This window comes from Cellulomonas algicola (assembly GCF_019024305.1).
Classification (GTDB): Bacteria; Actinomycetota; Actinomycetes; order Actinomycetales; family Cellulomonadaceae; genus Cellulomonas; species Cellulomonas algicola.
In genome coordinates, this window is the sequence record NZ_JAHKSJ010000008.1 from 327,557 (window position 1) to 348,512 (window position 20,956).

Sequence of the window (20,956 nt, forward strand, 5' to 3'; positions counted from 1 at the left end):
GGAGGTGACGGGTGCGCGGGCCGTCAGCCCGCGGCGGGCGACGCGACGGGTGCGGGGGACGCGGCGGACGGGACCGGTGCGGACGGGGCCGGCCGCGACGGGCCGCCCCACGTCGTGCGGACGAAGAACCACATCGTCGGGACGACGAACGCGACCCACGCGACCGCCTCGACCTTGGTGGTCGCGGGGGAGAAGTTGAGGACGCCCTTGAGGAGCGTGCCGTACCAGCTGGTCGGCGGGATCGTCGCGGAGACGTCGAACGCGAGGTCGTGCAGGCCGGGCAGGATGCCGGCCTCCTGGAGGTCGTGGACCCCGTACGACAGCACGCCGGCGGCGACGAGCACGAGGAACGCGCCCGTCCAGGCGAAGAACCGCCGGAGGTCGACGCGCACCGCACCGCGGTAGAGCAGCCACCCGACCAGCACGGCCGTCGCGAGGCCGAGCGCGGCGCCGAGCAGCGGCGTGACGTCGCCGTCGGACCCGCTCGTGGCCTGTGCGCCGGCCCACAGGAACAGCGCGGTCTCGAGACCCTCGCGGCCCACGGCGAGCAGCGCCATGACGACGACCGCACGCTTCCCGGCCTCGACCGCGTCGTCGAGCTTGTGCTGGAGGTCCGCCTTGAGGTGCCGCGCGGTGCGCGCCATCCAGAAGATCATCCAGGTGATGAGCCCGACGGCGACGATCGACAGCGTGCCGCCGATGGCCTCCTGCGCCTCGAACGACAGTCCCGACGGGCCGAACGTGAGGAGCGCACCGAATCCGAGCGACACGGCGACGGCGACGCCGACCCCGGTCCACAACGCGGGCAGCAGGTGCCGGCGGTCGGTGCGGACGAGGTAGGCGACGAGGATGCTGACGACGAGGGCGGCCTCGAGGCCCTCGCGAAGGCCGATCAGGTAGTTCGCGACCATGACGCTTCCCGGGAGAGGGGCAGTGAGGCGAGGCTTACCTCACCGGGGCGCGACGATACTCCCGTCCGGATCGTCCCCGCGACGTCTGTCCGCGACGTGTGCTGTGACCCCGCTCACGCGGTCGGGGCGCCGCCGGGCAGCGCGTCGGCCGCGTCGGGACCGGCCTCCAGGCGTCGCCGCAGGTCGGGCCACGCGTCGCCGAACGCGGCCAGCAGCGGCAGGTCGGCGACCTCGTCCACGGGGACCCAGCGGACCTCGACGCTCTCCGCGTCGGTCGCGGTCGGCTCCGCCGGGTGGATCTCGTCGGCGAGCACCGTCGTGTAGGACCAGTCCGGGTGCCGGAGCATCGACGAGCCGGTCGGGCGCACGTGCGACGGATCGATCCCGGCCTCCTCGGCGGCCTCCCGCAGCGCCCCCGTGACCGCGTCCTCGTCGGGCGCGAGCGCACCGCCAGGCAGGCCCCACGTGCCGCCCTGGTCGCTCCACGGCGCGCGGTGCTGCAGCACGACCGCGGTGGGCGACCCCGACGCGTCGCGGCGCGCGAGCAGCAGCCCGGCCGCGCCGAACCGGCCCCAGTGCCGTCGTCCGCACGCGCACTCGACCCAGCCGTCACCGGCGGTGCGGTGGTGCGGGACGTCGGACGGGACGACGGGCGACGACGCCCCCGGCGGCCCGCCCGTGCCGTCACCGGGCGCGCGCGGGACGGCCGTCGCCCCGGGTGCCGCGTCGGTCACGCGTCAGCCGACGATCTCGCAGATGGCGGTGCCCGCGCTCACGCTCGAGCCGACGTCGGCGGACAGGCCGGTCACGGTCCCGGCGCGGTGGGCGACGAGCGGCTGCTCCATCTTCATGGCCTCGAGCACGACGACGAGGTCGCCCTCGGCGACCTCCGCACCCTCCGCGACGGCGACCTTGACGATCGTGCCCTGCATCGGTGACGCGAGCGTCGTGCCGTTGCTGCCGGCCTTCGCGGCGGCGCGTCGCACGGGCCGACGAGGGCCCGACGGTCCCGCCGCACCGGCCCGGCCGCCGGGACGCGACGCACCCGGGCCTCGACCGAGCGCGAGCGCGGCCGGCAGGACGACCTCGAGCCGCTTGCCGCCGACCTCGACGACGACGCGCTCGAGCGCGGGCGCCTCCTCCTCGTCCTCGGCGGCGGGCGCGGTGGCACCCGTGCCGAGCGTCGTGAGGCGGTCGGCGAACTCGGTCTCGATCCAGCGCGTGTGCACGGTGAACGGCTCGGCCGGGTCCGCGGGGGCGAACTCGGGGGCGTCGAGCACGGCCCGGTGGAACGGGACGACGGTCGGGATGCCGACGACGTCGAGCTCGGCCAGCGCGCGGCGTGCGCGCTCGATCGCCTGCGGCCGGTCGGCGCCGGTCACGACGAGCTTCGCGATCATCGAGTCGTACAGGCCCGAGACGCTGTCGCCCTCGACGACGCCCGAGTCGACGCGCACGCCGGGGCCCGCGGGGAAGCGGAGCGTCGCGATGCGTCCCGGCGCGGGCAGGAAGCCGCGCGCGGGGTCCTCGCCGTTGATGCGGAACTCGATCGAGTGGCCGCGCGTCTCGACGCGGTCGTACCCGAGCGGCTCGCCCTGGGCGATCCGCAGCTGCTCGCGCACCAGGTCGATGCCGCTGATCTCCTCGGTGACCGGGTGCTCGACCTGCAGGCGCGTGTTGACCTCGAGGAACGACACCGTGCCGTCGGCGCCGACCAGGAACTCGCACGTCCCGGCGCCCACGTACCCGGCCTCGCGCAGGATCGCCTGGCTGGACGCGACGAGCTGCGCGCGCTGCGCGTCCGTGAGGAACGGCGCGGGCGCCTCCTCGACGAGCTTCTGGTGGCGGCGCTGCAGCGAGCAGTCGCGCGTCGACACCACGACGACCGTGCCGTGCTGGTCGGCGAGGCACTGCGTCTCGACGTGCCGCGGCTTGTCCAGGTAGCGCTCGACGAAGCACTCGCCACGACCGAACGCGGCGACGGCCTCGCGGACCGCGGACTCGTAGAGCTCGTCGATCTCGTCCGCCGACCGCACGACCTTGAGGCCGCGGCCGCCACCGCCGAACGCGGCCTTGATCGCGACGGGCAGGCCGTGCTCGGCGACGAACGCGTGGATCTCGTCGACGCCCGACACCGGGTCCGGCGTGCCGGCGACGAGCGGCGCACCGGCGCGCTGCGCGATGTGGCGCGCGCTCACCTTGTCGCCGAGCGCGTCGATCGCGGCGGGCGGGGGGCCGATCCACGTGAGACCGGCGTCGATGACGGCCTGCGCGAACTCGGCGTTCTCGGACAGGAACCCGTAGCCGGGGTGCACGGCGTCGGCACCCGAGCGGCGGGCGACGTCGAGCAGCTTGTCGACGACGAGGTACGTCTCGGCCGCGCGGGCGCCGTTCAGCGCGAACGCCTCGTCGGCGACCCGGACGTGCAGGGCCTCGCGGTCGGGGTCGGAGTAGACGGCGACGGAGCCGATCCGTGCGTCACGGCAGGCGCGGGCGATGCGGACGGCGATCTCACCGCGGTTCGCGATGAGGACCTTGGAGATCACGGGCACGGTCCACCGTAACGTGCGGGACCCGGCGCTCCGCTGCTCCCCGGGGCCGGTCGTCCAAGATTGGGGAACCGCCCAACCCGCGCGGGAGTGCTTGTGTAGGGATCCGACAAGGACAGGCGCCCGTCGTCCTCCGTGCCCGGTGTGGGTTGTCCGGTGGGCACAACGCGCGTGCCCGCGCGGGGGGTGGTCAGGCGGTGCGCCAGAGGCTCGGGACGGTCACGCCGATCTCCCCGAGCAGGCCGCGCAGCAGCGGCAGCGACACCCCGACGACACCGTGGTGGTCGCCCTCGATGCGGTCCACGAACGGCCCGCCCAGACCGTCGACGGTGAACGCGCCCGCCACGGCGAGCGGCTCACCCGTCGCGACGTACGCGGCGACCTCCTCGTCCGACAGGTCCGCGAAGTGCACGACCGTCGACGACGTCGCCCCGAGCGTGCCGCGCGTGCCCTCGCCGCCCTCGTCGGGCGTCGCGCGCTCGTCGATCACCCAGTGCCCCGTGTGCAGCACGCCCGTCCGGCCCCGCATCGCCCGCCAGCGGCGCACCGCGTCGTCGGCGTCGTCCGGCTTGCCCAGGATCTCGCCGTCGAGCTCGAGCATCGAGTCGCAGCCCAGCAGGACCAGGTCGTCCGCGTCGGCCAGCTCGGCCGGCGTGCCGTCCGCGACCGCGCGCGCCACGTCCTCGACCTTCGCCTGCGCGAGCACCAGCACCGCGTCGGCCGGGTCGAGCGTCCCGAACCGCTCGGCGGCGGCCGCGAGGACCGCGGGCTCGTCGACCGAGGACACGACCACGAGCGGGTCGATGCCCGCCGACTGGAGCGTGGCGCGGCGGGCGGGGGACGCGGAGGCGAGCAGCAGGCGGGTCACGTCGCGCGAGCCTAGTTCGTCGGGCCGTCGCGGGCCCGTGCGCGTCGCGGGGCGCGTGCGGGCCGTGTGCGGGCCGGTGCCGACCGAGCGCCGCAGCCGGGGGAGGGAGACGCCGCAGACCGGGACCCAGGTCGGGCCGATCGCACAGGTCGGGCGGGCACAATGGGCCCCGAGCGGGTGCGGCGGGTCGACCGTGCGCACCGACACCCGAGGAGGCCCGGTGAACGACGCGACCAGCGCGGCCGCACACGACGCGGCGGTGGACGAGCACGACGAGGACTGGGACGACGACGAGCTCGTCGACGACGACCCGGACCTGCTGAAGCCGGCTCCCGTCGCCTGGCGGCGGCGCACCGCGATCGAGATGGCGATCTCCGGTGCGATCGGCCTCTACACGTCGTTCGTGCTGTCGATCGAGGCGATCGTCCTGGCGCGTGAACCGGACGCGGTGTTCGGGTGCAGCATCAACAGCGTCATCAACTGCGTGCGGGTCGCGGAGAGCTGGCAGGCGTCCCTGTTCGGCTTCCCGAACGCGTTCCTCGGCATCGCCGCCGAGGCCGTGGTCCTCACGATGGCCGTCGCGATGATCGGCGGGGTGCTGTTCCCGCGCTGGTTCATGCTCGCCGCCGAGGTCGTCTACACCGCGGGCCTCGTGTTCGCGTGGTGGCTGTTCTACGAGGCGTACACCGACATCAAGGCGCTGTGCCCGTGGTGCCTGCTCATCACCGTGACCACCACACTGGTCTGGGCCGGCTTGACGCGCATCAACATCAGGGACGGGCATCTCAACCTGCCGGGCCGGTTCGGTCCGGGGGCCCGACGCTTCGTCGCGGCCGGCAACGACTGGTTCGTGACGATCGCGGTGCTCGTCGTCCTCGCCGCGCTCGTGTTCTTCGGCTACGGCTGGTCGCTGCTCTGACGGCTTCCCACCCCGCCTGACGCGTCCGCCGCGGACGCACCGAGGGGCGGCACCCGGGCGATCCGGGTGCCGCCCCGCGGGGCGGCACCCGGATCGCCCGGGTGCCGCCCCTCGCGTCGTGCGCGGACGCCGTCAGGACGTCGCGAAGACCTGCTTGAGCACGTCGAGCGGCAGCGCGCCCTGCTCGAGGGCCGTCGCGTGGAACGCGCGCAGGTCGAACGCGTCGCCGCGCGTGCGCGCCGCACCGGCCGCCGCGTCACGCGTCTGCTCCCAGAGGCGCTGGCCGATCTTGTACGACGGCGCCTGCCCGGGCCAGCCGAGGTAGCGGGTCCACTCGAACCGCACGAACGACTCGGGCATGTTGACGTTGGCCCGCAGGAACGTCCAGCCCTTGTCGGCGTCCCACGTGCCGCCGCCCCACTCCGCGGGCGCCTCCAGGCCGAGGTGCACGCCGATGTCGAAGACGACGCGCGCGGCGCGCAGGCGCTGGCTGTCGAGCATGCCGAGCCGGTCGCCCGGGTCGTCGAGGAAGCCCAGGTCGGCCATGAGCCGCTCGGCGTACAGCGCCCAGCCCTCGCCGAAGCCCGAGGTCCAGCACGCGAGCCGGCGCCACTGGTTGAGGGTGTCGCGCGCGTGCACGGCCTGGCCGATCTGCAGGTGATGGCCGGGGACGCCCTCGTGGTAGACGGTCGTCTTCTCGCGCCACGTGTTGAACGTCGTGACGTCGGCGGGGACGGACCACCACATGCGGCCGGGGCGCGTGAAGTCGTCGCTCGGGCCCGTGTAGTAGATGCCGCCGGTCTGGGTGGGCGCGATGCGGCACTCGAGCGTCCTGAGCGCGTCGGGGATGGCGAAGTGCACGCCGTCGAGCGCGTCGATCGCCGCGTCGGACGTCTCCTGCATCCACGCGCGCAGGGCGTCCGTGCCGTGCAGCGTGCGCGACGGGTCGGCGTCCAGGGCGGCGACGGCCTGCTCGATCGTCGCGCCCGGGCCGGCGACCTGCGCGGCGACGGCCTCCTGCTCGGCGACGACGCGCGCGAGCTCCTCGAGCCCCCACCGGTACGTCTCCTCGAGGTCGACGGTCGCGCCGAGGAACGCGCGCGAGAACAACGCGTACCGGTCGCGGCCGACCGCGTCCTGCTGCGGCGCCTGCGGCGCGAGCTCGTCGCGCAGGAACGTCGCGAGCGTGCCGTACGCCTGCCGGGCCGCGGCCGCGCCGCGGTCGAGCTCGCCGCGCACGAGCGCGCACGCCGCGGACTCGTCGAGCGCCGCGTCGACGTCGGCGCCCGTGACGAACGTCGTGAAGAACGACGACGCCGGGTCCGCGAGCTCGGACGCCTGGCGGGCGGCCTCCTCGACCTGCCGGACCGCCGCGACGTCCCCGCGCGACGCGGCCAGGCGCAGCGACTCGACGTAGCCGTCGACCGCGCCGGGCAGCGCGTTGAGGCGCGCGGCGACGTTCTCCCAGTCCTCGATCGAGCCGGTCGCCATGATGTCGAAGACGTCGCGCAGCTCCTGGACCGGCGACGCGATGTTGTTGAGGTCGCGTAGCGGCTCGCCGGCCGCGTGCAGCTCGAGCTCGAGGCCCAGGCGCTCGCGCATCGCCGCGAGGGTCAGCTCGTCGACCGCGTCGACCGGTGCGAGGCCGTCGAGGGCCGTGAGCGTGGCACGGGTCTGGTCCGCGCGGGCGTCGTGGCCCGCGGGCGAGAAGTCGGTCATCTCGTGCTCGTGGCCCGGCAGGCCGATCGCCGTCGCGGCGAGCGGGTGCAGGGCGGCGGCGGCCGTGATGTGGGCCTCGGCGACCGCGTCGATCGGGGTGGGCTGGCGGGCTCCGCTGGGGGTGGGCGTCGTCGTCACCCGGACGACCCTACTCGCGGGTACGCCGCCGCCGGCGTCAGCCGCGCAGGCTCCGGATGCCGCGGGCGACGTCAGCCGCGCAGGCTCCAGCGCCACGCGTCGGGGCCCGGCTGGGGGGCCGACGCGCCGCGCAGGACGCGTCGGCGGTCGGACCACGCGGAGGTCGCCGCGACCTGCTCGTCGGCGCCGTGCGCGTCCTGCGACGACGCCGCCACGAGGCCCGCGACCAGCGCCGCGAGCTCGACCTCGTCGGGTGCGCCGCGCACGACGTGCACGTGCGCGGCGGTCTGCTCGCTCACCCGTCGACCTCCCCGTCCTCGTCCTCGTCGAACGCCACCGGGGCACCGCGCGACGCACCCCACTCGGTCACCTCGAAGCCGGCGTCGACCAGGCGCTGTGCGACGTCCGCACCGCCCGCGTCCACGAGGTCGAGCACCGAGTCGAGCGACAGGTCGGACGTCGCGAGCGGCTGCCCGACGACGAAGCCGAGGTGGAACGTGTCGACGTCGGTGCGCTCCGGCGCGGCGTCCGCGTCGCCGTGGTCGTCGTCCGACCACGACATGCCCGTGAGGTCCGCGTGCAGGCCGAGGCGGCTGTGCAGCAGGTCGTACAGCTGCGCGTTGAGCCCGCCGATCTCCGACTCCAGCGACAGCACCCGCGGGTCCTCGTCGGCCTCGTGCGCACCGAACTCCGCGCGCACTCCCACGGCCGTCTCGACGTACGCGTGCAGCGCCGTCGCCAGCCGGTCGACGGCCGCGTGCAGCTCCAGGGCGTCGACGCCCGTCAGCGGCTCCAGGCCGTGGGTGTGCTCGTCGTGGTCGTGCTCGCTCACGCGTCCTCCGTGCTCACAGGGGGATGTTCCCGTGCTTCTTGGGCGGCAGGCTCGCGCGCTTGGTGCGCAGCAGGCGCAGCGCCCGGGTGATCTCCGACCGGGTCTGCGAGGGGGCGATGACGGCGTCCACGTAGCCACGGTCCGCCGCGTCCCACGGGTTGACGATCGCCTCCTCGTACTCTGCCGTGAGGCGCCGGCGCTCGGCCTCGACGTCCCCGCCGGCCTCCGCGACGCCCTTGAGCGCACCGCGCTGCAGGATGTTCACGGCACCACCGGCACCCATGACCGCGATCTGCGCGGTCGGCCAGGCGAGGTTGACGTCGGCGCCCAGCTGCTTGGACCCCATGACGATGTACGCGCCACCGTACGCCTTGCGGGTGATGACCGTGACCAGGGGGACCGTCGCCTCCGCGTACGCGTAGATGAGCTTCGCGCCGCGCCGGATGATGCCGTTCCACTCCTGGTCCGTGCCCGGCAGGAAGCCCGGCACGTCGACGAACGTCAGCACCGGGATGTTGAACGCGTCGCACGTCCGCACGAACCGCGCCGCCTTCTCGGCGGCGTTGATGTCGAGCGTGCCCGCCATCGCCATCGGCTGGTTCGCGACGATCCCGACGGGCTGGCCCTCGACGTGCCCGAAGCCGATGAGCACGTTCTGCGCGTACAGCGGCTGGATCTCGAGCAGCACGCCGTCGTCCAGCACGTGCTCGACGACCGTGCGCATGTCGTACGGCTGGTTGTCCGAGTCGGGGACGATCGCGTCGAGCTCCTCGTCCTCCTCGGTCACCTCGAGGGGCGCCTCGTGCGGGAACGACGGCGCGTCGGTGAGGTTGTTCTGCGGCAGGTACGACAGCAGCGAGCGCACGTAGTCGATCGCGTCGTCCTCGTCGGAGGCCATGTAGTGCGCGACGCCCGAGCGCGTGCTGTGCGTCGTCGCGCCGCCGAGCTCCTCGAAGCCCACGTCCTCGCCCGTGACCGCGCGGATCACGTCCGGCCCCGTGATGAACATGTTCGACGTGCCGTCGGCCATGACGATGAAGTCCGTGAGCGCGGGGGAGTACACCGCACCGCCCGCCGACGGGCCGAGGATCAGGCTGATCTGCGGGATCACGCCCGACGCCGCGACGTTGCGGCGGAAGATCTCCGCGAACTGCGTGAGGCCCGCGACGCCCTCCTGGATGCGTGCGCCGCCGCCGTCGCTGATGCCGACGAGCGGCACGCCCGTGCGCAGCGCGAGGTCCATGACCTTGGTGATCTTCTGGCCGTGCACCTCGCCGAGGCTGCCGCCGAAGACCGTGAAGTCCTGCGAGTACACGCACACGGGGCGGCCGTCGACCGTCCCGTACCCGGTGACGACGCCGTCGCCCGGGATGCGCTTCTTGTCGAGCCCGAAGTTCGTCGAGCGGTGCCGCACGAGCGCGTCCAGCTCGGTGAACGAGCCCGGGTCGAGCAGCGCCTCGACGCGCTCGCGCGCCGTCTTCTTGCCGCGCGCGTGCTGCTTGTCCGCCGCGCCCTGCTCGGCGACCTCGGCCGCCCGGGTCCGCTCGGCGAGGTCGGCGAGGCGGGCCGCGGTGCCGCGCGGGGCGGTGCCGGGGGCGGGAACGCCTGTCTGGTCCGTCTGGGTCACCCGACCGAGGCTAGTTGTGGAACCCCACCAGGCACCTGCAGGGCGATGACCGTGTTCGGGGCGTCGGGTCGTCGGAACCCCACAACCGGGTGCCCCGGGCGTTGTGCGCGACCGCTCGGGTGCGCCCTCGGTCACGGACCACCTGACGGGCCGCTCGTCGCGGGGTCATCATGGGCGGCATGACGTCGTCCTCGTCGCCCGACCGTCCCGCGCTCGACGCGGACGCGCTCCGCTCGCTCCTGCTCCTCCCGGCTGGCCCGCTCGCGCGGATCGACGTCGTCGCGCGCACGGGCTCGACCAACGCGGACCTCGTCGCCGCCGTCGCGGCCGACCCGGACGCCTGGCCCCACGCGAGCGTGCTCGTCGCCGACCAGCAGGACGCCGGCAGGGGCCGCGCCGGTCGCGGCTGGGAGACGGCTCCCGGGACGTCGCTCACCTGCTCGTTCGTCGCCCGGCCGGCCCTGCCGGCGCGCACCTTCGGGTGGCTGCCGCTCCTCGCCGGGCTCGGTGCCGTCACCGCCGTGCGTGCGACCGCCGGCGTGCCCGCCGTCCTCAAGTGGCCGAACGACGTGCTCGTCCCCGCGGGCACCGAGGTCGCAGGCTGGGGTGCCGCACGCAAGGTCGGCGGCATCCTCACCGAGGTCGTCCCCACGCCCACGGGCGTCACGCCCGCCGTCGTCATCGGCATCGGTGTCAACGTCGCGCAGCGCGCCGACGAGCTCCCCGTCGAGCACGCGACGTCCCTCGCGCTCGCGGGTGCGCAGCACGTCACGCGCGAGGCGCTGCTCGTCGCGCTCGTCACCGCGCTCGACGACGTCGCCACGCGCTGGCGCGACGCCGGGGGTGACGCCGTCGCCTCGGGGCTCGCCGACGAGGTCGCCGCGGTGTGCGCGACGCTCGGCACGCCCGTGCGCGTCGAGCTGCCCGGCGGCTCCGAGCTCGCGGGGATCGCCGAGCGGCTCGACGACGACGGGGGACTCGTGGTGGTCGACGCCGCCGGGGCCGCGCACCACGTCCTCGCGGGTGACGTCCGTCACGTGCGGTCCGGGGCGTGAACTAGGCTCGGCACGTGCCCGACGACGGTTCCCCGCCCGCCACCGGTGCCGGGCGACCGGTCGACGAGACCGCGGTCGCCGAGTCGACGGTCGGCGAGCTCGAGGCCCAGCTCCTGGGCGGCGCCCGCCGCTACAGCGCGCACGACCTGGCCCGACGCGCCCACATCGACGTCGACATCGTCCGCGGCTTCTGGACGACCGTCGGCCTGCCGCACGCCGACCCCGACGACACCGTCTACACCGAGCGCGACGCCGAGGCCGTCGACCGGGCCGTCGCCCTGGTCCGCGAGCACGGCCTCGACATCCGCACCGTCCTCACCGTCACCCGCGCGCTCGGCCACACCGCCGACCGCCTCGCGCTGTGGCAGGTCGAGGCGCTCGTCGAGGACATGGAGACGCGCTACGAGCTCGACGACACCACCGCGCGCCTGCTGACCCTGGACCGGCTCGCCGACCTCGCGCCCCTGCTCGAGGCTCAGCTCGTGCACGCCTACCGCCGGCAGCTCGCCGCGATCGCCGGCCGGTACGCCGCCGAGTTCGGTGCGCAGCGCTCCCCGGGCGTCGACGCGTCCGCGCTGCCCCTCGCCCGGGCCGTCGGGTTCGCCGACATGGTGTCCTTCACGCGCCGCACCGCCGGGCTCGGGTCGACCGACCTGTCGCAGTTCGTGCAGCGCTTCGAGGCCGCCGCGCGCGACGTCGTCACCGGCGCGGGCGGCCGGGTCGTCAAGACCATCGGCGACGCCGTGCTCTTCGTCGCCGACAGCCCCGCGACCGGTGCGCGCGTCGCGCTCGGGCTCGCCGAGGCCCTCGGGGGAGCGCTCGACGTCGACCGCGAGCAGGCCGTGGGCGGGCTCGCCGAAGGCGCGCGCGGCGTCACGCCCGTGCGCGTCGGGTTCGTCTGGGGGCGCGTGCTGTCCCGGTTCGGCGACGTGTTCGGCCCTGACGTGAACCTCGCCGCTCGGCTCACCGACATCGCCGAGCCGAGCACGGTCCTCACCGACCCCGAGACCGCCCAGGTGCTCGGGGGCGACCCGCGCTTCGTCCTCGACGAGCGCCCCGCCCTCGACCTGCAGGGCATCGGCACGGTCACCCCCTACCGCCTCACCGCCGCCCCGGTCTGACGGCTGGGGGCGACGGTCGGGCCGACGTCAGAGCAGCGTCTCCTCTGGGTCGACCGGTTCGAGGAGCTGGGGGCCGTTGTTGCGGACCGAGCTGACGAGCGTGGACACCGGGGTCGCGATGAGGCGGGGCGCCGGTGCCTCCAGGAGGCGGCGGGCCTCGTCGGCGCCGGCCGACGGGTCGAGCCACGCGTCCCACGCGTCGCGGCGCAGCATGAGGGGCTGCCGGTCGTGGATGTGCGCGTGCTCCTCGGAGGCCGGGCGCGTGATGACGGTGGCGCTCACGAGCCAGCGGTCGGGGTCGTCGTCGGACTTCGTCGGGTCCTTCCAGAACTCGTACAGCCCGGCGAGTGCGACGAGGTCGTCGTCGGCCGGGTGCAGGTAGAACGGCTGCTTCGTGCGGGTCAGTGCGCCCGGCTCGGGCTTCTTCCACTCGTAGTAGCCGTCGGCGGGGAGCAGGGCCCGGCGGGCGGCGAAGGGGCGCGAGAACGCGGACTTCTCGGCGACGGACTCGACGCGCGCGTTGATCATGCGGGCGCCGACCGACGGGTCCTTGGCCCACGACGGCACGAGCCCCCAGCGGGCGACGCGGAGCTGGCGCGTGATCTCGCCCGTCTCCTTGTCGGCGCGCTCGACGACCATGCGCACGCCGTCGGTCGGGGCGACGTTCCACGACGGCGGGAGCAGCCGGACGTCGTCGGCGACGGTCGCGATCGCGAACTCGTCGGCCAGGGCCTGGTCCTCGCGGAAGGAGGCGTAGCGACCGCACATGCGGGCCAGCCTGCCAGGTCGCACCGACACGCGCGGACGCTCTCGACCCGGCACTGGAGACGGCAAGAACCGGGCGAGGACCCGCCGACCCAGACGGGCGAGAACTCGCGCCGCGGACGTGACGGGACCCATATCGAATCGATTCGCGTCGGCGCGGATCGGGTGCGACCATGGAAGGCGATGACCGCGCGCCCCGCCTCCAGCACCCCTGCGGCGCCGCCCACCCCCCGGACCGCCGCACACGTCACCGCCCCCACCGCGTCCGCCCCCGCGGACGCCACTGCCCCGACCGCCGGGTCGGGCACGCTCACACCGACCCTCGGGTCGCGCGCGACCCCGCAGACGACGCCCGCCGACGCCGTCGCGCCCACGAAGCCGTCCGACACCGCCCCGTCGCCCGCAGCCACCGACGACGCGCCCGCCTACCGGCCGAACGCGAAGTACGTGCTGCTGCTCGGCCTCATGTGCGCGCTGCCGGCGATCTCGACCGACATCTACCTGCCGTCGCTGCCCGACGTCGCGCGCGACCTGAACACGTCCGCGACCGCGGCGCAGCTCACCATGACGGCGATGCTGATCGGCGGCGCCGTCGGCCAGCTCGTCATCGGCCCGCTGTCCGACCGGTTCGGTCGCCGCAAGCCCGTGATGGTCGGCGTCGCGCTGCACGTCGTGACGTCGCTGCTGTGCGCGGTCGCCCCGGCGATCATCCCGCTCATCGCGCTGCGCTCGATGCAGGGCTTCTTCAACGCGTCCGCGACCGTCGTCGCGATGGCTGTCATCCGCGACCGGTTCGTCGGCTCGGACGCCTCCCGGCTCATCTCGCGGCTCATGCTCGTCATCGGGGTCGCACCGCTGTTCGCGCCGTCCATCGGTGGTGTCATCGCCGGTCAGGCGGGCTGGCGCGCGGTCTTCGTCGCGCTCGCGGTGTTCGGCGTGGTGCTGTGGCTGATCGTCTGGCGCCGCCTGCCCGAGACGCTGCCGCCCGACCGCCGCCGCCACGGCGGCCTGCGCACGGCCCTGGCGGGGTACCGCGGGCTCCTGCGCGACCGGCACTTCGTCGCGCTCGCCGTCATGCCGGGACTCGGCGTCGCGGTGCTCATGAGCTACGTCGTTGCCTCCCCGTTCGTGCTGCGTGAGGGCTTCGGGCTGTCCGAGCACCAGTTCTCGCTGCTGTTCGCGATCAACGGCATCGGCCTCGTCGCCGGTGCACAGGTCAACGCCGCGCTCGTGCGGCGGCTCGCGCCGATCCGCATCGTGCGCGTCGTCCTGCCGCTGTCGCTCTCGCTCACGGTGGTGCTGCTCGTGCTCGCCGTCACCGGCCTGGGTGGGCTGTGGGGACTGCTCGTGGTGCAGTGGCTCGTGCTCGCGCTGGTGAACTTCGTGCCGCCCAACGCCTCGGCGCTCGCGCTCAGCCGCCACGGCGAGATCGCGGGGACGGCGGCGGCGTTCATCGGCGCGGCCCAGGCCGGCGTCTCCGGCGTCGTCAGCCCGCTGTCGGGCCTGCTCGGCGGTGACGCGGTCGCGATGGCGGTCGTCATGGTCGGTGCATCGGTCGCCGCGCTGCTCGTGCTCGCGCTCGCGACTCCCGCCTACCGCCGCGGCGGCGCCTGGACGGGCTGACCGCCCGGCCGCCGCACCGTCCGCGGTGACGCCCCGCCCTCCGCAGAGGCGTCAGGGCGTGCGCAGCCGCGACAGGCGTGCGACGGCTTCGTCGAGGACCTCGTCGCGCTTGACGAACGTGAACCGCACCCACGAGCGCAGCGCCCGGTCGACGTCCGACCCGTCGTGCGTGAACGCGGTGACCGGCACGCCGACGACGCCCGCGAGCCCGGGCAGGGCGCGGCACAGCGCGGCGCCGTCGTCGAAGCCCAGCGGCGCGGAGTCGGCGAGCACGAAGTAGGTCCCCTGCGGGCGGACGACGCCGAACCCCGCGGCCTCGAGCCCCGCGCACAGCCGGTCGCGCCGCGACGCGAGCGACGCCGCGAGGTCCCGCACCCACGCGGCGACGTCGGGGTCGCGGAGCGCGAACGCGACGGCCGGCTGGAAGGGTGCGCCGGACACGTAGGTGAGGAACTGCTTGACGGTCCGCACCGCCGTCACGAGGTGCTCGGGGCCCGTGACCCACCCCACCTTCCACCCGGTGAACGAGAACGTCTTGCCCGCGGACGAGATCGTCAGGGTGCGCTCGGCCATGCCGGGCAGCGTCGCGATCGGCACGTGGCGCAGACCGGGGTCGAGCACGAGGTGCTCGTACACCTCGTCGGTCACGACGAGCGCGTCGTGCGCGGTCGCGAGCCGCGCGACGGCGGCGAGCTCGTCGGGCGTGAGCACGGTGCCGGTCGGGTTGTGCGGGGTGTTGAGCAGGACGAGCCGCGTGCGGTCGGTGAAGGCGGCGGCGAGCGCGTCCAGGTCGATGCGGAACCCGTCGGGTGTCGCGCGCAGGGGTGCGGTCGTGTGCGTCGCGCCGGACAGGGCGATGACGGCGGCGTACGCGTCGTAGAAAGGCTCGAGCGTCAGGACCTCGTCGCCGGGGCCGGCGAGCGCGAGGACCGCGGCGGCGAGCGCCTCGGTCGCGCCCGTCGTGACGAGCACCTCGCGGTCGGGGTCCGGGTCGAGGCCGTAGTGCGCTTTCTGGTGCTCGGCGACCGCGTGCCGCAGTGCGGGGATCCCCGGTCCGGGCGGGTACTGGTTGCGGCCGTCGGCGATGGCCTGCGCGGCGGCCCGGGCGACAGACGCGGGGCCGTCGACGTCGGGGAAGCCCTGGCCGAGGTTGACCGACCCGGTCGACTCGGCGAGCGCGGACATCTCCGCGAAGATCGTCGCCCGCACCTGGCCGTCGGCGCCGAGCAGCCCTGACGCGCGCGCGACCTCGCGCCACCGACCGTGCCCGATGCCGTGCTGTGCGTCGTCCGCGTCGCCCATCCGGCGAGGATAGGTCCCGTGGGCGCGTGACGAGGAGCCGCCCGCGTCCCGCGTCCCGGGGTGCGGCGTGCCGGTCAGAGACCGACCGCGCCGACCAGCCCGACGACGAGCAGGACCGCGAGCGACGCCCACGCGCACACCACCCACCACTCCACGTGGTGCTGGCGTCCCACTCGGGACGGCTGCCGGTCGCTCATACCTCCACCATCGGCAGGTGTGGCGCAGGTCTCAACGTGCCGCGCGGGCGAACCCGGAAATCACCCCAACGGCCGTGCAGGACGCGGGACCGCCACGACAGGGTCGTCGGGTCAGCTGCCCGTGGCCGCACGGAGGTCGTCACCGAGGCTGCCGAGCTCGGCGGCCAGGGAGTCGAGGGCGTCGGCTGCCTCGCCGCCCGCGTCGGCCTTGGCGGCCTCGAGGTCGGTGCGGGCGTCCGCGACCTGCTGCTCCGCGTCCGCGACGCGCTGCTGCGCCTCCGCCGACGCGTCCTGCTGCGCGGCCTCGAGCGCCGACTGCGCCTCGGTCACGGCGGCCTCCGCCTCGTCGACCGCGGACTGCGCCTGCGTGCGGGCCTGCTCGTCGAGGCCGGCGATCTTCGCGCGGGTCTCCTCGACCTGGGTGCCCACCTGCTCGGCGTGCGCGCGCGCCTCGTCGACCGCGGCGCGCAGGTCGCCGACCGCGTTCTCGGCCGCGGTCCGGGCGTCCTTCGCGGACTGCGCGGCCTGGTCGATGTCGGCGTCGGAGCACCCGGCGAGGCCGAGGGCGAGGCCCACGGCGAGGGCCGGGGCGGCGGCACGGACGAGCAGCGGGCGGGCGTGCGGGCGTGCGGTCACGGGGTCCTCCTACAGGACGGGCGGGGGCGGGTCCGGCGGATCGGTGCCACAGTCTGCCCGCGTCCGCGCTGGGCGGCACCCCGAGCGGCACCGGCGCCGGCGTGCCGCCCCCGCCGCGCCGTGTCCACGACCTGCGCCGACGTCGGCCCGGACGTGCCCCGCGGCGCCCCGGCCGGACCGGGCGCCGACGCGGCGGGGACGACGACGCCCCGTCCGGCTGAGGCAGCGGCCGGACGGGGCGTCAGGGTCGAGCAGGGCGGCGGTCCGCCCACCAGGGGGAGGAGGGCTGGACGGACCGCCGCGCCGGAGGTCAGGCCTCCTGCTGCTCGGTGCGGCGGTGACGGACGTCCTCCAGCGACGTGCCGTAGTAGGCCGCGGTCATGAGGTCCTTCATGTCGTCGATCATCGGCATCCGCGGGTTGGCGGGAGCGCACTGGTCCTCGTAGGCGCCCATGGCGACCTCGTCGAGACGCGACATGAACTCCTGCTCGGCGACGCCCTGCGCCTGGAAGGACGACGGGATGCCGACCTTGGAGCGCAGCGCCTCGACGGCGAGCGCGTAGGACTCGACGCCCTCGGCCGGGGTGGCCGCCGGCAGGCCGAGCATCTGCGCGATCTGCTGGAACCGCTCCGGGGCGACGTAGTGCTCGTACTTCGGCCAGCTCGTGAGCTTGGTCGGGACGGTGCCGTTGTAGCGGATGACGTGCGGCAGGAGCGTGGCGTTCGTGCGGCCGTGCACCAGGTGGTACGTCGAGCCGACGACGTGCGCCATGGCGTGCACGATCCCGAGGAACGCGTTGCCGAAGCTCATGCCGGCGATGGTGCCCGCGTTGTGCATCTTCTCCCGCGCGTCCCGCGTGGCCGGGTCGGCCGGGTCGCCGTTCACCGACATCGCGAGGTTGTCGAAGATGAGGCGGATCGCCTGCAGCGCCATGCCGTCGGTGAAGTCGTTCGCGTAGACGGACACGTACGCCTCGGTCGCGTGCGTCAGGGCGTCGAAGCCCGAGTCCGCCGCGAGCGACGGGGGCATCTTGGCCGTGAGCACCGGGTCGATGATCGCGACCGACGGGGTCAGCGCGTAGTCGGCCAGCGGGTACTTCTTGCCCGCGTCGGGGTCGGAGATGACCGCGAACGGCGTGACCTCGGCACCCGTGCCCGACGTCGTCGGGATGCAGACGAGCTGCGCGAGCTCGCCGAGCGTCGGGAACTTGAAGGCGCGCTTGCGGACGTCGAAGAACTTCTGCTTGAGGTCGGAGAAGTTGATCTCCGGGTGCTCGTACAGCAGCCACATGACCTTCGCGGCGTCCATGGGCGAGCCACCGCCGAGCGCGATGATCGTGTCCGGGCGGAAGTGGCGCATCTGCGCCGCGCCGTTCTGCACGGTGCGGACCGACGGCTCGGGCTCGACCTGGTCGATGATCTGCAGCGCGACCTTGCTGTGCCGGCGGTTCAGGACGTCGATGATCTTGTCGACGAAGCCCAGGGTGGTCATGGTCGCGTCGGTGACGATCGTGACGCGCTCGACGTCGGGCATGTCCTGCAGGTAGCGGATCGCGTTCGGCTCGAAGTACGTCTTCGCCGGGACCTTGAACCACTGCAGGTTGTTGTTGCGCCGGCCGACGCGCTTGACGTTGATGAGGTTCACCGCCGAGACGTTGTTCGAGACCGAGTTGTGGCCGTAGGAGCCGCAGCCCAGCGTGAGCGAGGGGATGAACGCGTTGTAGATGTCGCCGATGCCGCCGAGCGACGAGGGCGCGTTCGCGATGACGCGGACGGCCTTGACACGGCTGCCGAACTCCTCGGTGAGCGCGTCGTCGCGGGTGTGGATCGCGGCCGAGTGGCCGAGACCGTCGAACTCGACCATCTGCTCGGCGAGCGCGATGCCCTGCTCGGTCGTGGTCGCGCGCAGCACCGCGAGGACGGGCGCGAGCTTCTCGCGCGTCAGGGGCTCCTGGGGGCCGACGCTCCCGACCTCGGCGAGGATGATCGACGTGTCCGCGGGGACGGTGAAGCCGGCCTGCTCGGCGATCCACTGCGGGGACTTGCCGACGACCGTCGGGTTGAGCTTCGCGTCGCCGCAGTTCGTGCCCTGCGCGTCGACGCCGAAGATGAACTGCTCGAGCATGGTCTTCTCGGCCGGCGTCGCCAGGTAGGCGTGCAGGACGGCGAACTCCGCCATCGCGGCGTCGTAGATCTCGTCGTCCAGGATGACGGCCTGCTCGGACGCGCAGATCATGCCGTTGTCGAACGCCTTGGAGAGCACGACGTCGTTCACGGCGCGCTTCAGCTTGGCGGTCTTCTCGATGTAGGCGGGGACGTTGCCCGCGCCGACGCCGAGGGCCGGCTTGCCGCACGAGTAAGCGGCGCGGACCATCGCGTTGCCGCCGGTCGCGAGGATCAGGCTCACGCCCGGGTGGTTCATGAGCGTGTTGGTCGCCGCGATCGACGGCGTCTCGACCCACTGGATGCAGTGCTCGGGGGCACCGGCCGCCACGGCCGCGTCGCGCACGATCCTGGCCGCCTCGACCGACGAGCGCTGCGCGCCCGGGTGGAACGCGAAGATGATCGGGTTGCGGGTCTTGAGCGAGATCAGCGACTTGAAGATCGCCGTCGACGTCGGGTTGGTCACCGGCGTGACGCCGCAGACGACGCCCACCGGCTCCGCGATCTCGGTGATGCCGCGCAGCTCGTCGCGGGCGATGACGCCGACCGTCTTGAGGTCCGCCATGGAGTTCGTGACGTGCTCGCACGCGAAGATGTTCTTCACGGCCTTGTCCTCGAACACGCCGCGCCCGGTCTCCTCGACCGCGAGCTTCGCGAGCTGCCCGTGCTGGTCGAGCGCCGCGACGGAGCCCTTCTTGACGAAGCGGTCCACGTCGTCCTGCGTGAAGCGCGCGTACTCGGCGAGCGCCTTCGTCGCGTTGGCGACGAGCTGGTCGATCGCGGTCGCGACCTGGTCCTCGGGGAGCGCAGGTGCGGCGGGCGCGGCCGCGGCGGGCGCGGTCGCGACGGCCTTCTTGGCCTTGGTCGTGCGGGTGGTGCCGGACTCGGTGACAGTCACCGTGTGCTCCCCTGGTCGGTGCCCGGGGGTGTGTCTCCGGGCGGTTGCTGGAGTCGTCGCCGTTGACGTCTTCGACGCTAGGGGGACCAGTCATCGGATGACTGAGCCGAAGGTCCTGAGGTGGCGCCAGGACCCCGTGGGGTACGAAACCGCAGGTGAGGGACCCGGGACCTGGGTCCCGGGTGGCGGGGGTCGCGCGGCCCGCGGGCTGGTCAGAGCAGGCCGACGAGGCCCAGCGCGAGGCCGAGGGCGGCGCACACGGCGAGCGTGCGGAGCACCGACCACCGCAGGGCGAAGACGAGCACGCCGCCCACGACGGCGATCGCGAGCGACCACGGCTGGAGCGTGCCGACGTCGGGGACGTCGAGCCGCAGCGGCCCCCAGGTGGTCGGCGTGGACTCCGCGAACAGGGTGTGCGTCGTGAAGTACAGCGCGAGGTTCGCGATGACCCCGACGACCGCGGCGGTCACGGCCGTGAGGGCGGCGCCGAGCGCGCGGTTGCTGCGCAGCCGCTCGACGTAGGGCGCGCCGAGGAAGATGAAGAGGAACGACGGCACGAACGTCACCCACGTCACGAGCAGCGCGCCGACGACCGCCGCGGCCCAGGGATCCAGGTCGCCCGGGGCGCGGTAGGCGGCGAGGAACGCGACGAACTGCACGACCATGATGAGCGGGCCGGGGGTCGTCTCGGCCAGCGCCAGGCCGCGCGTCATCTCGCCCGGGGTGACCCACCCGTACGTCTCGACCGCGCGCTGCGCGACGTACGCGAGCACGGCGTACGCGCCGCCGAACGTCACGACCGCGGTGCCGGAGAAGAACGTGCCGAGGTGCGTGAGCGTGCTGTCCCGGCCGGTGATCGCGATCACCGCCAGCACCGGGAGGGCCCAGACAGCCAGGCCGATCGCCAGGACGCGTGCGGTGCGCCGCCCGGAGGGGCGTTCGGCGTGCAGGGCGTCGTCGGGGATGAGCGGGGTGCGGCTCTCGGGGTCGGCCTCGGCCCGGGGCGTCGGTGGGTCGATCTGGTGCGGCGCGACGCGGTGGAGCAGCCAACCGGTCAGCCCAGCGGCCAGCACGACCAGCGGGAACGGCACGGCGAACAGCGCGAGCGCGACGAACGAGCCGACCGCGAGCGCGACGAGCGCGGGGCTCGTGAGCGCGCGCCGCCCGACGCGGACCACCGCCTGCGCGACGATCGCGAGCACGGCGGGGGCGAGGCCCGCGAACACCGCGCCGACGACCGTGGTGTCGCCGAACGCGACGTAGATCGCGGCGAGCGCGAGGAGCGCGAGCATCCCGGGCAGCACGAACAGCCCGCCCGCGACGATCCCGCCGCGCGTCCCGTTGAGCAGCCAGCCGGTGTAGACCGCGAGCTGCTGCGCCTCGGGACCGGGCAGGAGCATGCAGTAGTTGAGCGCGTGCAGGAAGCGGCGCTGCCCGATCCAGCCCAGCTCGTCGACGAGCGTCCGCTGCATCACCGCGATCTGGCCGGCGGGGCCGCCGAAGGTCTGCCACGAGATCGCGAACCAGGCGTGCACGGCGGTCCGGAACGGGATGACGTCCCGGGGTGTCGCGACCGGCGTCGGGGTCGTGGCGTCGTCCACCCGACGAGTATCGCCGCCCCGCTGGGCGCGCC

Annotated in this window: 18 protein-coding genes; 4 read left to right on the plus strand and 14 right to left on the minus strand. The window is 74.2% G+C overall.

The window, feature by feature from the left end:
* Positions 1-23: 23 nt before the first annotated feature.
* The 4 genes from efeU to KOV94_RS08735 all read right to left on the minus strand — a co-directional run bounded on the left by efeU (position 24) and on the right by KOV94_RS08735 (position 4,328).
* On the minus strand, positions 24-911 hold the full coding sequence (gene efeU, locus KOV94_RS08720; protein WP_218051821.1) for an iron uptake transporter permease EfeU: 888 nt from the start codon (positions 909-911) through the stop codon (positions 24-26).
* A gap of 113 nt (positions 912-1,024) precedes the next feature.
* Positions 1,025-1,645, minus strand: a complete 621-nt coding sequence (locus tag KOV94_RS08725) for an NUDIX domain-containing protein (protein ID WP_218051822.1) — start codon at positions 1,643-1,645, stop codon at positions 1,025-1,027.
* Positions 1,646-1,648: 3 nt separating this feature from the next.
* Complete coding sequence (locus KOV94_RS08730; protein ID WP_218051823.1) at positions 1,649-3,463, minus strand: acetyl/propionyl/methylcrotonyl-CoA carboxylase subunit alpha; 1,815 nt, start codon at positions 3,461-3,463, stop codon at positions 1,649-1,651.
* A 187-nt stretch (positions 3,464-3,650) separates the two neighbouring features.
* Positions 3,651-4,328, minus strand: coding sequence for a Maf family protein (locus KOV94_RS08735; protein ID WP_124344420.1), 678 nt, complete (start codon positions 4,326-4,328; stop codon positions 3,651-3,653).
* 220 nt (positions 4,329-4,548) lie between these two features.
* Between KOV94_RS08735 and KOV94_RS08740 the strand changes: the two genes are divergently transcribed.
* Positions 4,549-5,247: a vitamin K epoxide reductase family protein gene (locus tag KOV94_RS08740; RefSeq protein ID WP_200829832.1), complete on the plus strand. Its 699-nt coding sequence runs from the start codon at positions 4,549-4,551 to the stop codon at positions 5,245-5,247.
* Positions 5,248-5,379: 132 nt separating this feature from the next.
* On the opposite strand, the gene KOV94_RS08745 is transcribed toward KOV94_RS08740, so the two are convergent.
* The 4 genes from KOV94_RS08745 to KOV94_RS08760 form a co-directional block, all read right to left on the minus strand.
* A complete protein-coding gene (locus KOV94_RS08745; protein WP_124343813.1) occupies positions 5,380-7,104 on the minus strand; it encodes a DUF885 domain-containing protein in 1,725 nt (574 codons plus the stop codon).
* Positions 7,105-7,175: 71 nt separating this feature from the next.
* Positions 7,176-7,403: an acyl-CoA carboxylase epsilon subunit gene (locus KOV94_RS08750; RefSeq protein ID WP_218051824.1), complete on the minus strand. Its 228-nt coding sequence runs from the start codon at positions 7,401-7,403 to the stop codon at positions 7,176-7,178.
* Complete coding sequence (locus tag KOV94_RS08755) at positions 7,400-7,936, minus strand: hypothetical protein (RefSeq protein WP_162351227.1); 537 nt, start codon at positions 7,934-7,936, stop codon at positions 7,400-7,402. The genes KOV94_RS08750 and KOV94_RS08755 overlap by 4 nt, the downstream gene beginning before the upstream one ends.
* Before the next feature lie 13 nt (positions 7,937-7,949).
* Positions 7,950-9,563, minus strand: coding sequence for an acyl-CoA carboxylase subunit beta (locus KOV94_RS08760; RefSeq protein ID WP_218051825.1), 1,614 nt, complete (start codon positions 9,561-9,563; stop codon positions 7,950-7,952).
* A gap of 179 nt (positions 9,564-9,742) precedes the next feature.
* Between KOV94_RS08760 and KOV94_RS08765 the strand changes: the two genes are divergently transcribed.
* Complete coding sequence (locus KOV94_RS08765) at positions 9,743-10,618, plus strand: biotin--[acetyl-CoA-carboxylase] ligase (protein WP_218051826.1); 876 nt, start codon at positions 9,743-9,745, stop codon at positions 10,616-10,618.
* Positions 10,619-10,632: 14 nt separating this feature from the next.
* The gene (locus KOV94_RS08770; RefSeq protein ID WP_308160447.1) at positions 10,633-11,739 is read left to right on the plus strand and encodes an adenylate/guanylate cyclase domain-containing protein; all 1,107 of its coding nucleotides are present in this window, start codon (positions 10,633-10,635) and stop codon (positions 11,737-11,739) included.
* Positions 11,740-11,766: 27 nt separating this feature from the next.
* On the opposite strand, the gene KOV94_RS08775 is transcribed toward KOV94_RS08770, so the two are convergent.
* Complete coding sequence (locus KOV94_RS08775) at positions 11,767-12,507, minus strand: SOS response-associated peptidase (RefSeq protein WP_218051827.1); 741 nt, start codon at positions 12,505-12,507, stop codon at positions 11,767-11,769.
* 180 nt (positions 12,508-12,687) lie between these two features.
* On the opposite strand from KOV94_RS08775, the gene KOV94_RS08780 reads away from it, so the two are divergent.
* Positions 12,688-14,127, plus strand: coding sequence for a multidrug effflux MFS transporter (locus KOV94_RS08780; RefSeq protein WP_124343807.1), 1,440 nt, complete (start codon positions 12,688-12,690; stop codon positions 14,125-14,127).
* Positions 14,128-14,178: 51 nt separating this feature from the next.
* Here the strand turns inward: KOV94_RS08780 and KOV94_RS08785 are convergent, their stop codons facing one another.
* From KOV94_RS08785 to chrA, 5 genes are all read right to left on the minus strand, one after another.
* Positions 14,179-15,429 carry a pyridoxal phosphate-dependent aminotransferase gene (locus KOV94_RS08785; RefSeq protein ID WP_218051828.1) on the minus strand — a complete coding sequence of 417 codons (1,251 nt, stop codon included), beginning with the start codon at positions 15,427-15,429 and terminating at the stop codon, positions 14,179-14,181.
* 74 nt (positions 15,430-15,503) lie between these two features.
* A complete protein-coding gene (locus KOV94_RS08790) occupies positions 15,504-15,626 on the minus strand; it encodes a molybdopterin oxidoreductase (RefSeq protein WP_124343805.1) in 123 nt (40 codons plus the stop codon).
* A gap of 111 nt (positions 15,627-15,737) precedes the next feature.
* Complete coding sequence (locus KOV94_RS08795; protein ID WP_308160448.1) at positions 15,738-16,262, minus strand: hypothetical protein; 525 nt, start codon at positions 16,260-16,262, stop codon at positions 15,738-15,740.
* A 310-nt stretch (positions 16,263-16,572) separates the two neighbouring features.
* Positions 16,573-19,323, minus strand: a complete 2,751-nt coding sequence (gene adhE / locus KOV94_RS08800) for a bifunctional acetaldehyde-CoA/alcohol dehydrogenase (protein WP_218051829.1) — start codon at positions 19,321-19,323, stop codon at positions 16,573-16,575.
* A 212-nt stretch (positions 19,324-19,535) separates the two neighbouring features.
* A complete protein-coding gene (gene chrA, locus KOV94_RS08805) occupies positions 19,536-20,924 on the minus strand; it encodes a chromate efflux transporter (protein ID WP_124343775.1) in 1,389 nt (462 codons plus the stop codon).
* Positions 20,925-20,956 lie beyond the last annotated feature (32 nt).

What these genes read in the sequence shown, in the direction of transcription:
- KOV94_RS08775 (WP_218051827.1), bottom strand. Translation starts at nt 12,507, where the DNA reads ATGTGCGGTCGCTACGCCTCCTTCCGCGAGGACCAGGCCCTGGCCGAC.
- KOV94_RS08780 (WP_124343807.1), top strand. Translation starts at nt 12,688, where the DNA reads ATGACCGCGCGCCCCGCCTCCAGCACCCCTGCGGCGCCGCCCACCCCC.
- KOV94_RS08785 (WP_218051828.1), bottom strand. Translation starts at nt 15,429, where the DNA reads ATGGGCGACGCGGACGACGCACAGCACGGCATCGGGCACGGTCGGTGG.
- KOV94_RS08765 (WP_218051826.1), top strand. Translation starts at nt 9,743, where the DNA reads ATGACGTCGTCCTCGTCGCCCGACCGTCCCGCGCTCGACGCGGACGCG.
- efeU (WP_218051821.1), bottom strand. Translation starts at nt 911, where the DNA reads ATGGTCGCGAACTACCTGATCGGCCTTCGCGAGGGCCTCGAGGCCGCC.
- KOV94_RS08790 (WP_124343805.1), bottom strand. Translation starts at nt 15,626, where the DNA reads ATGAGCGACCGGCAGCCGTCCCGAGTGGGACGCCAGCACCACGTGGAG.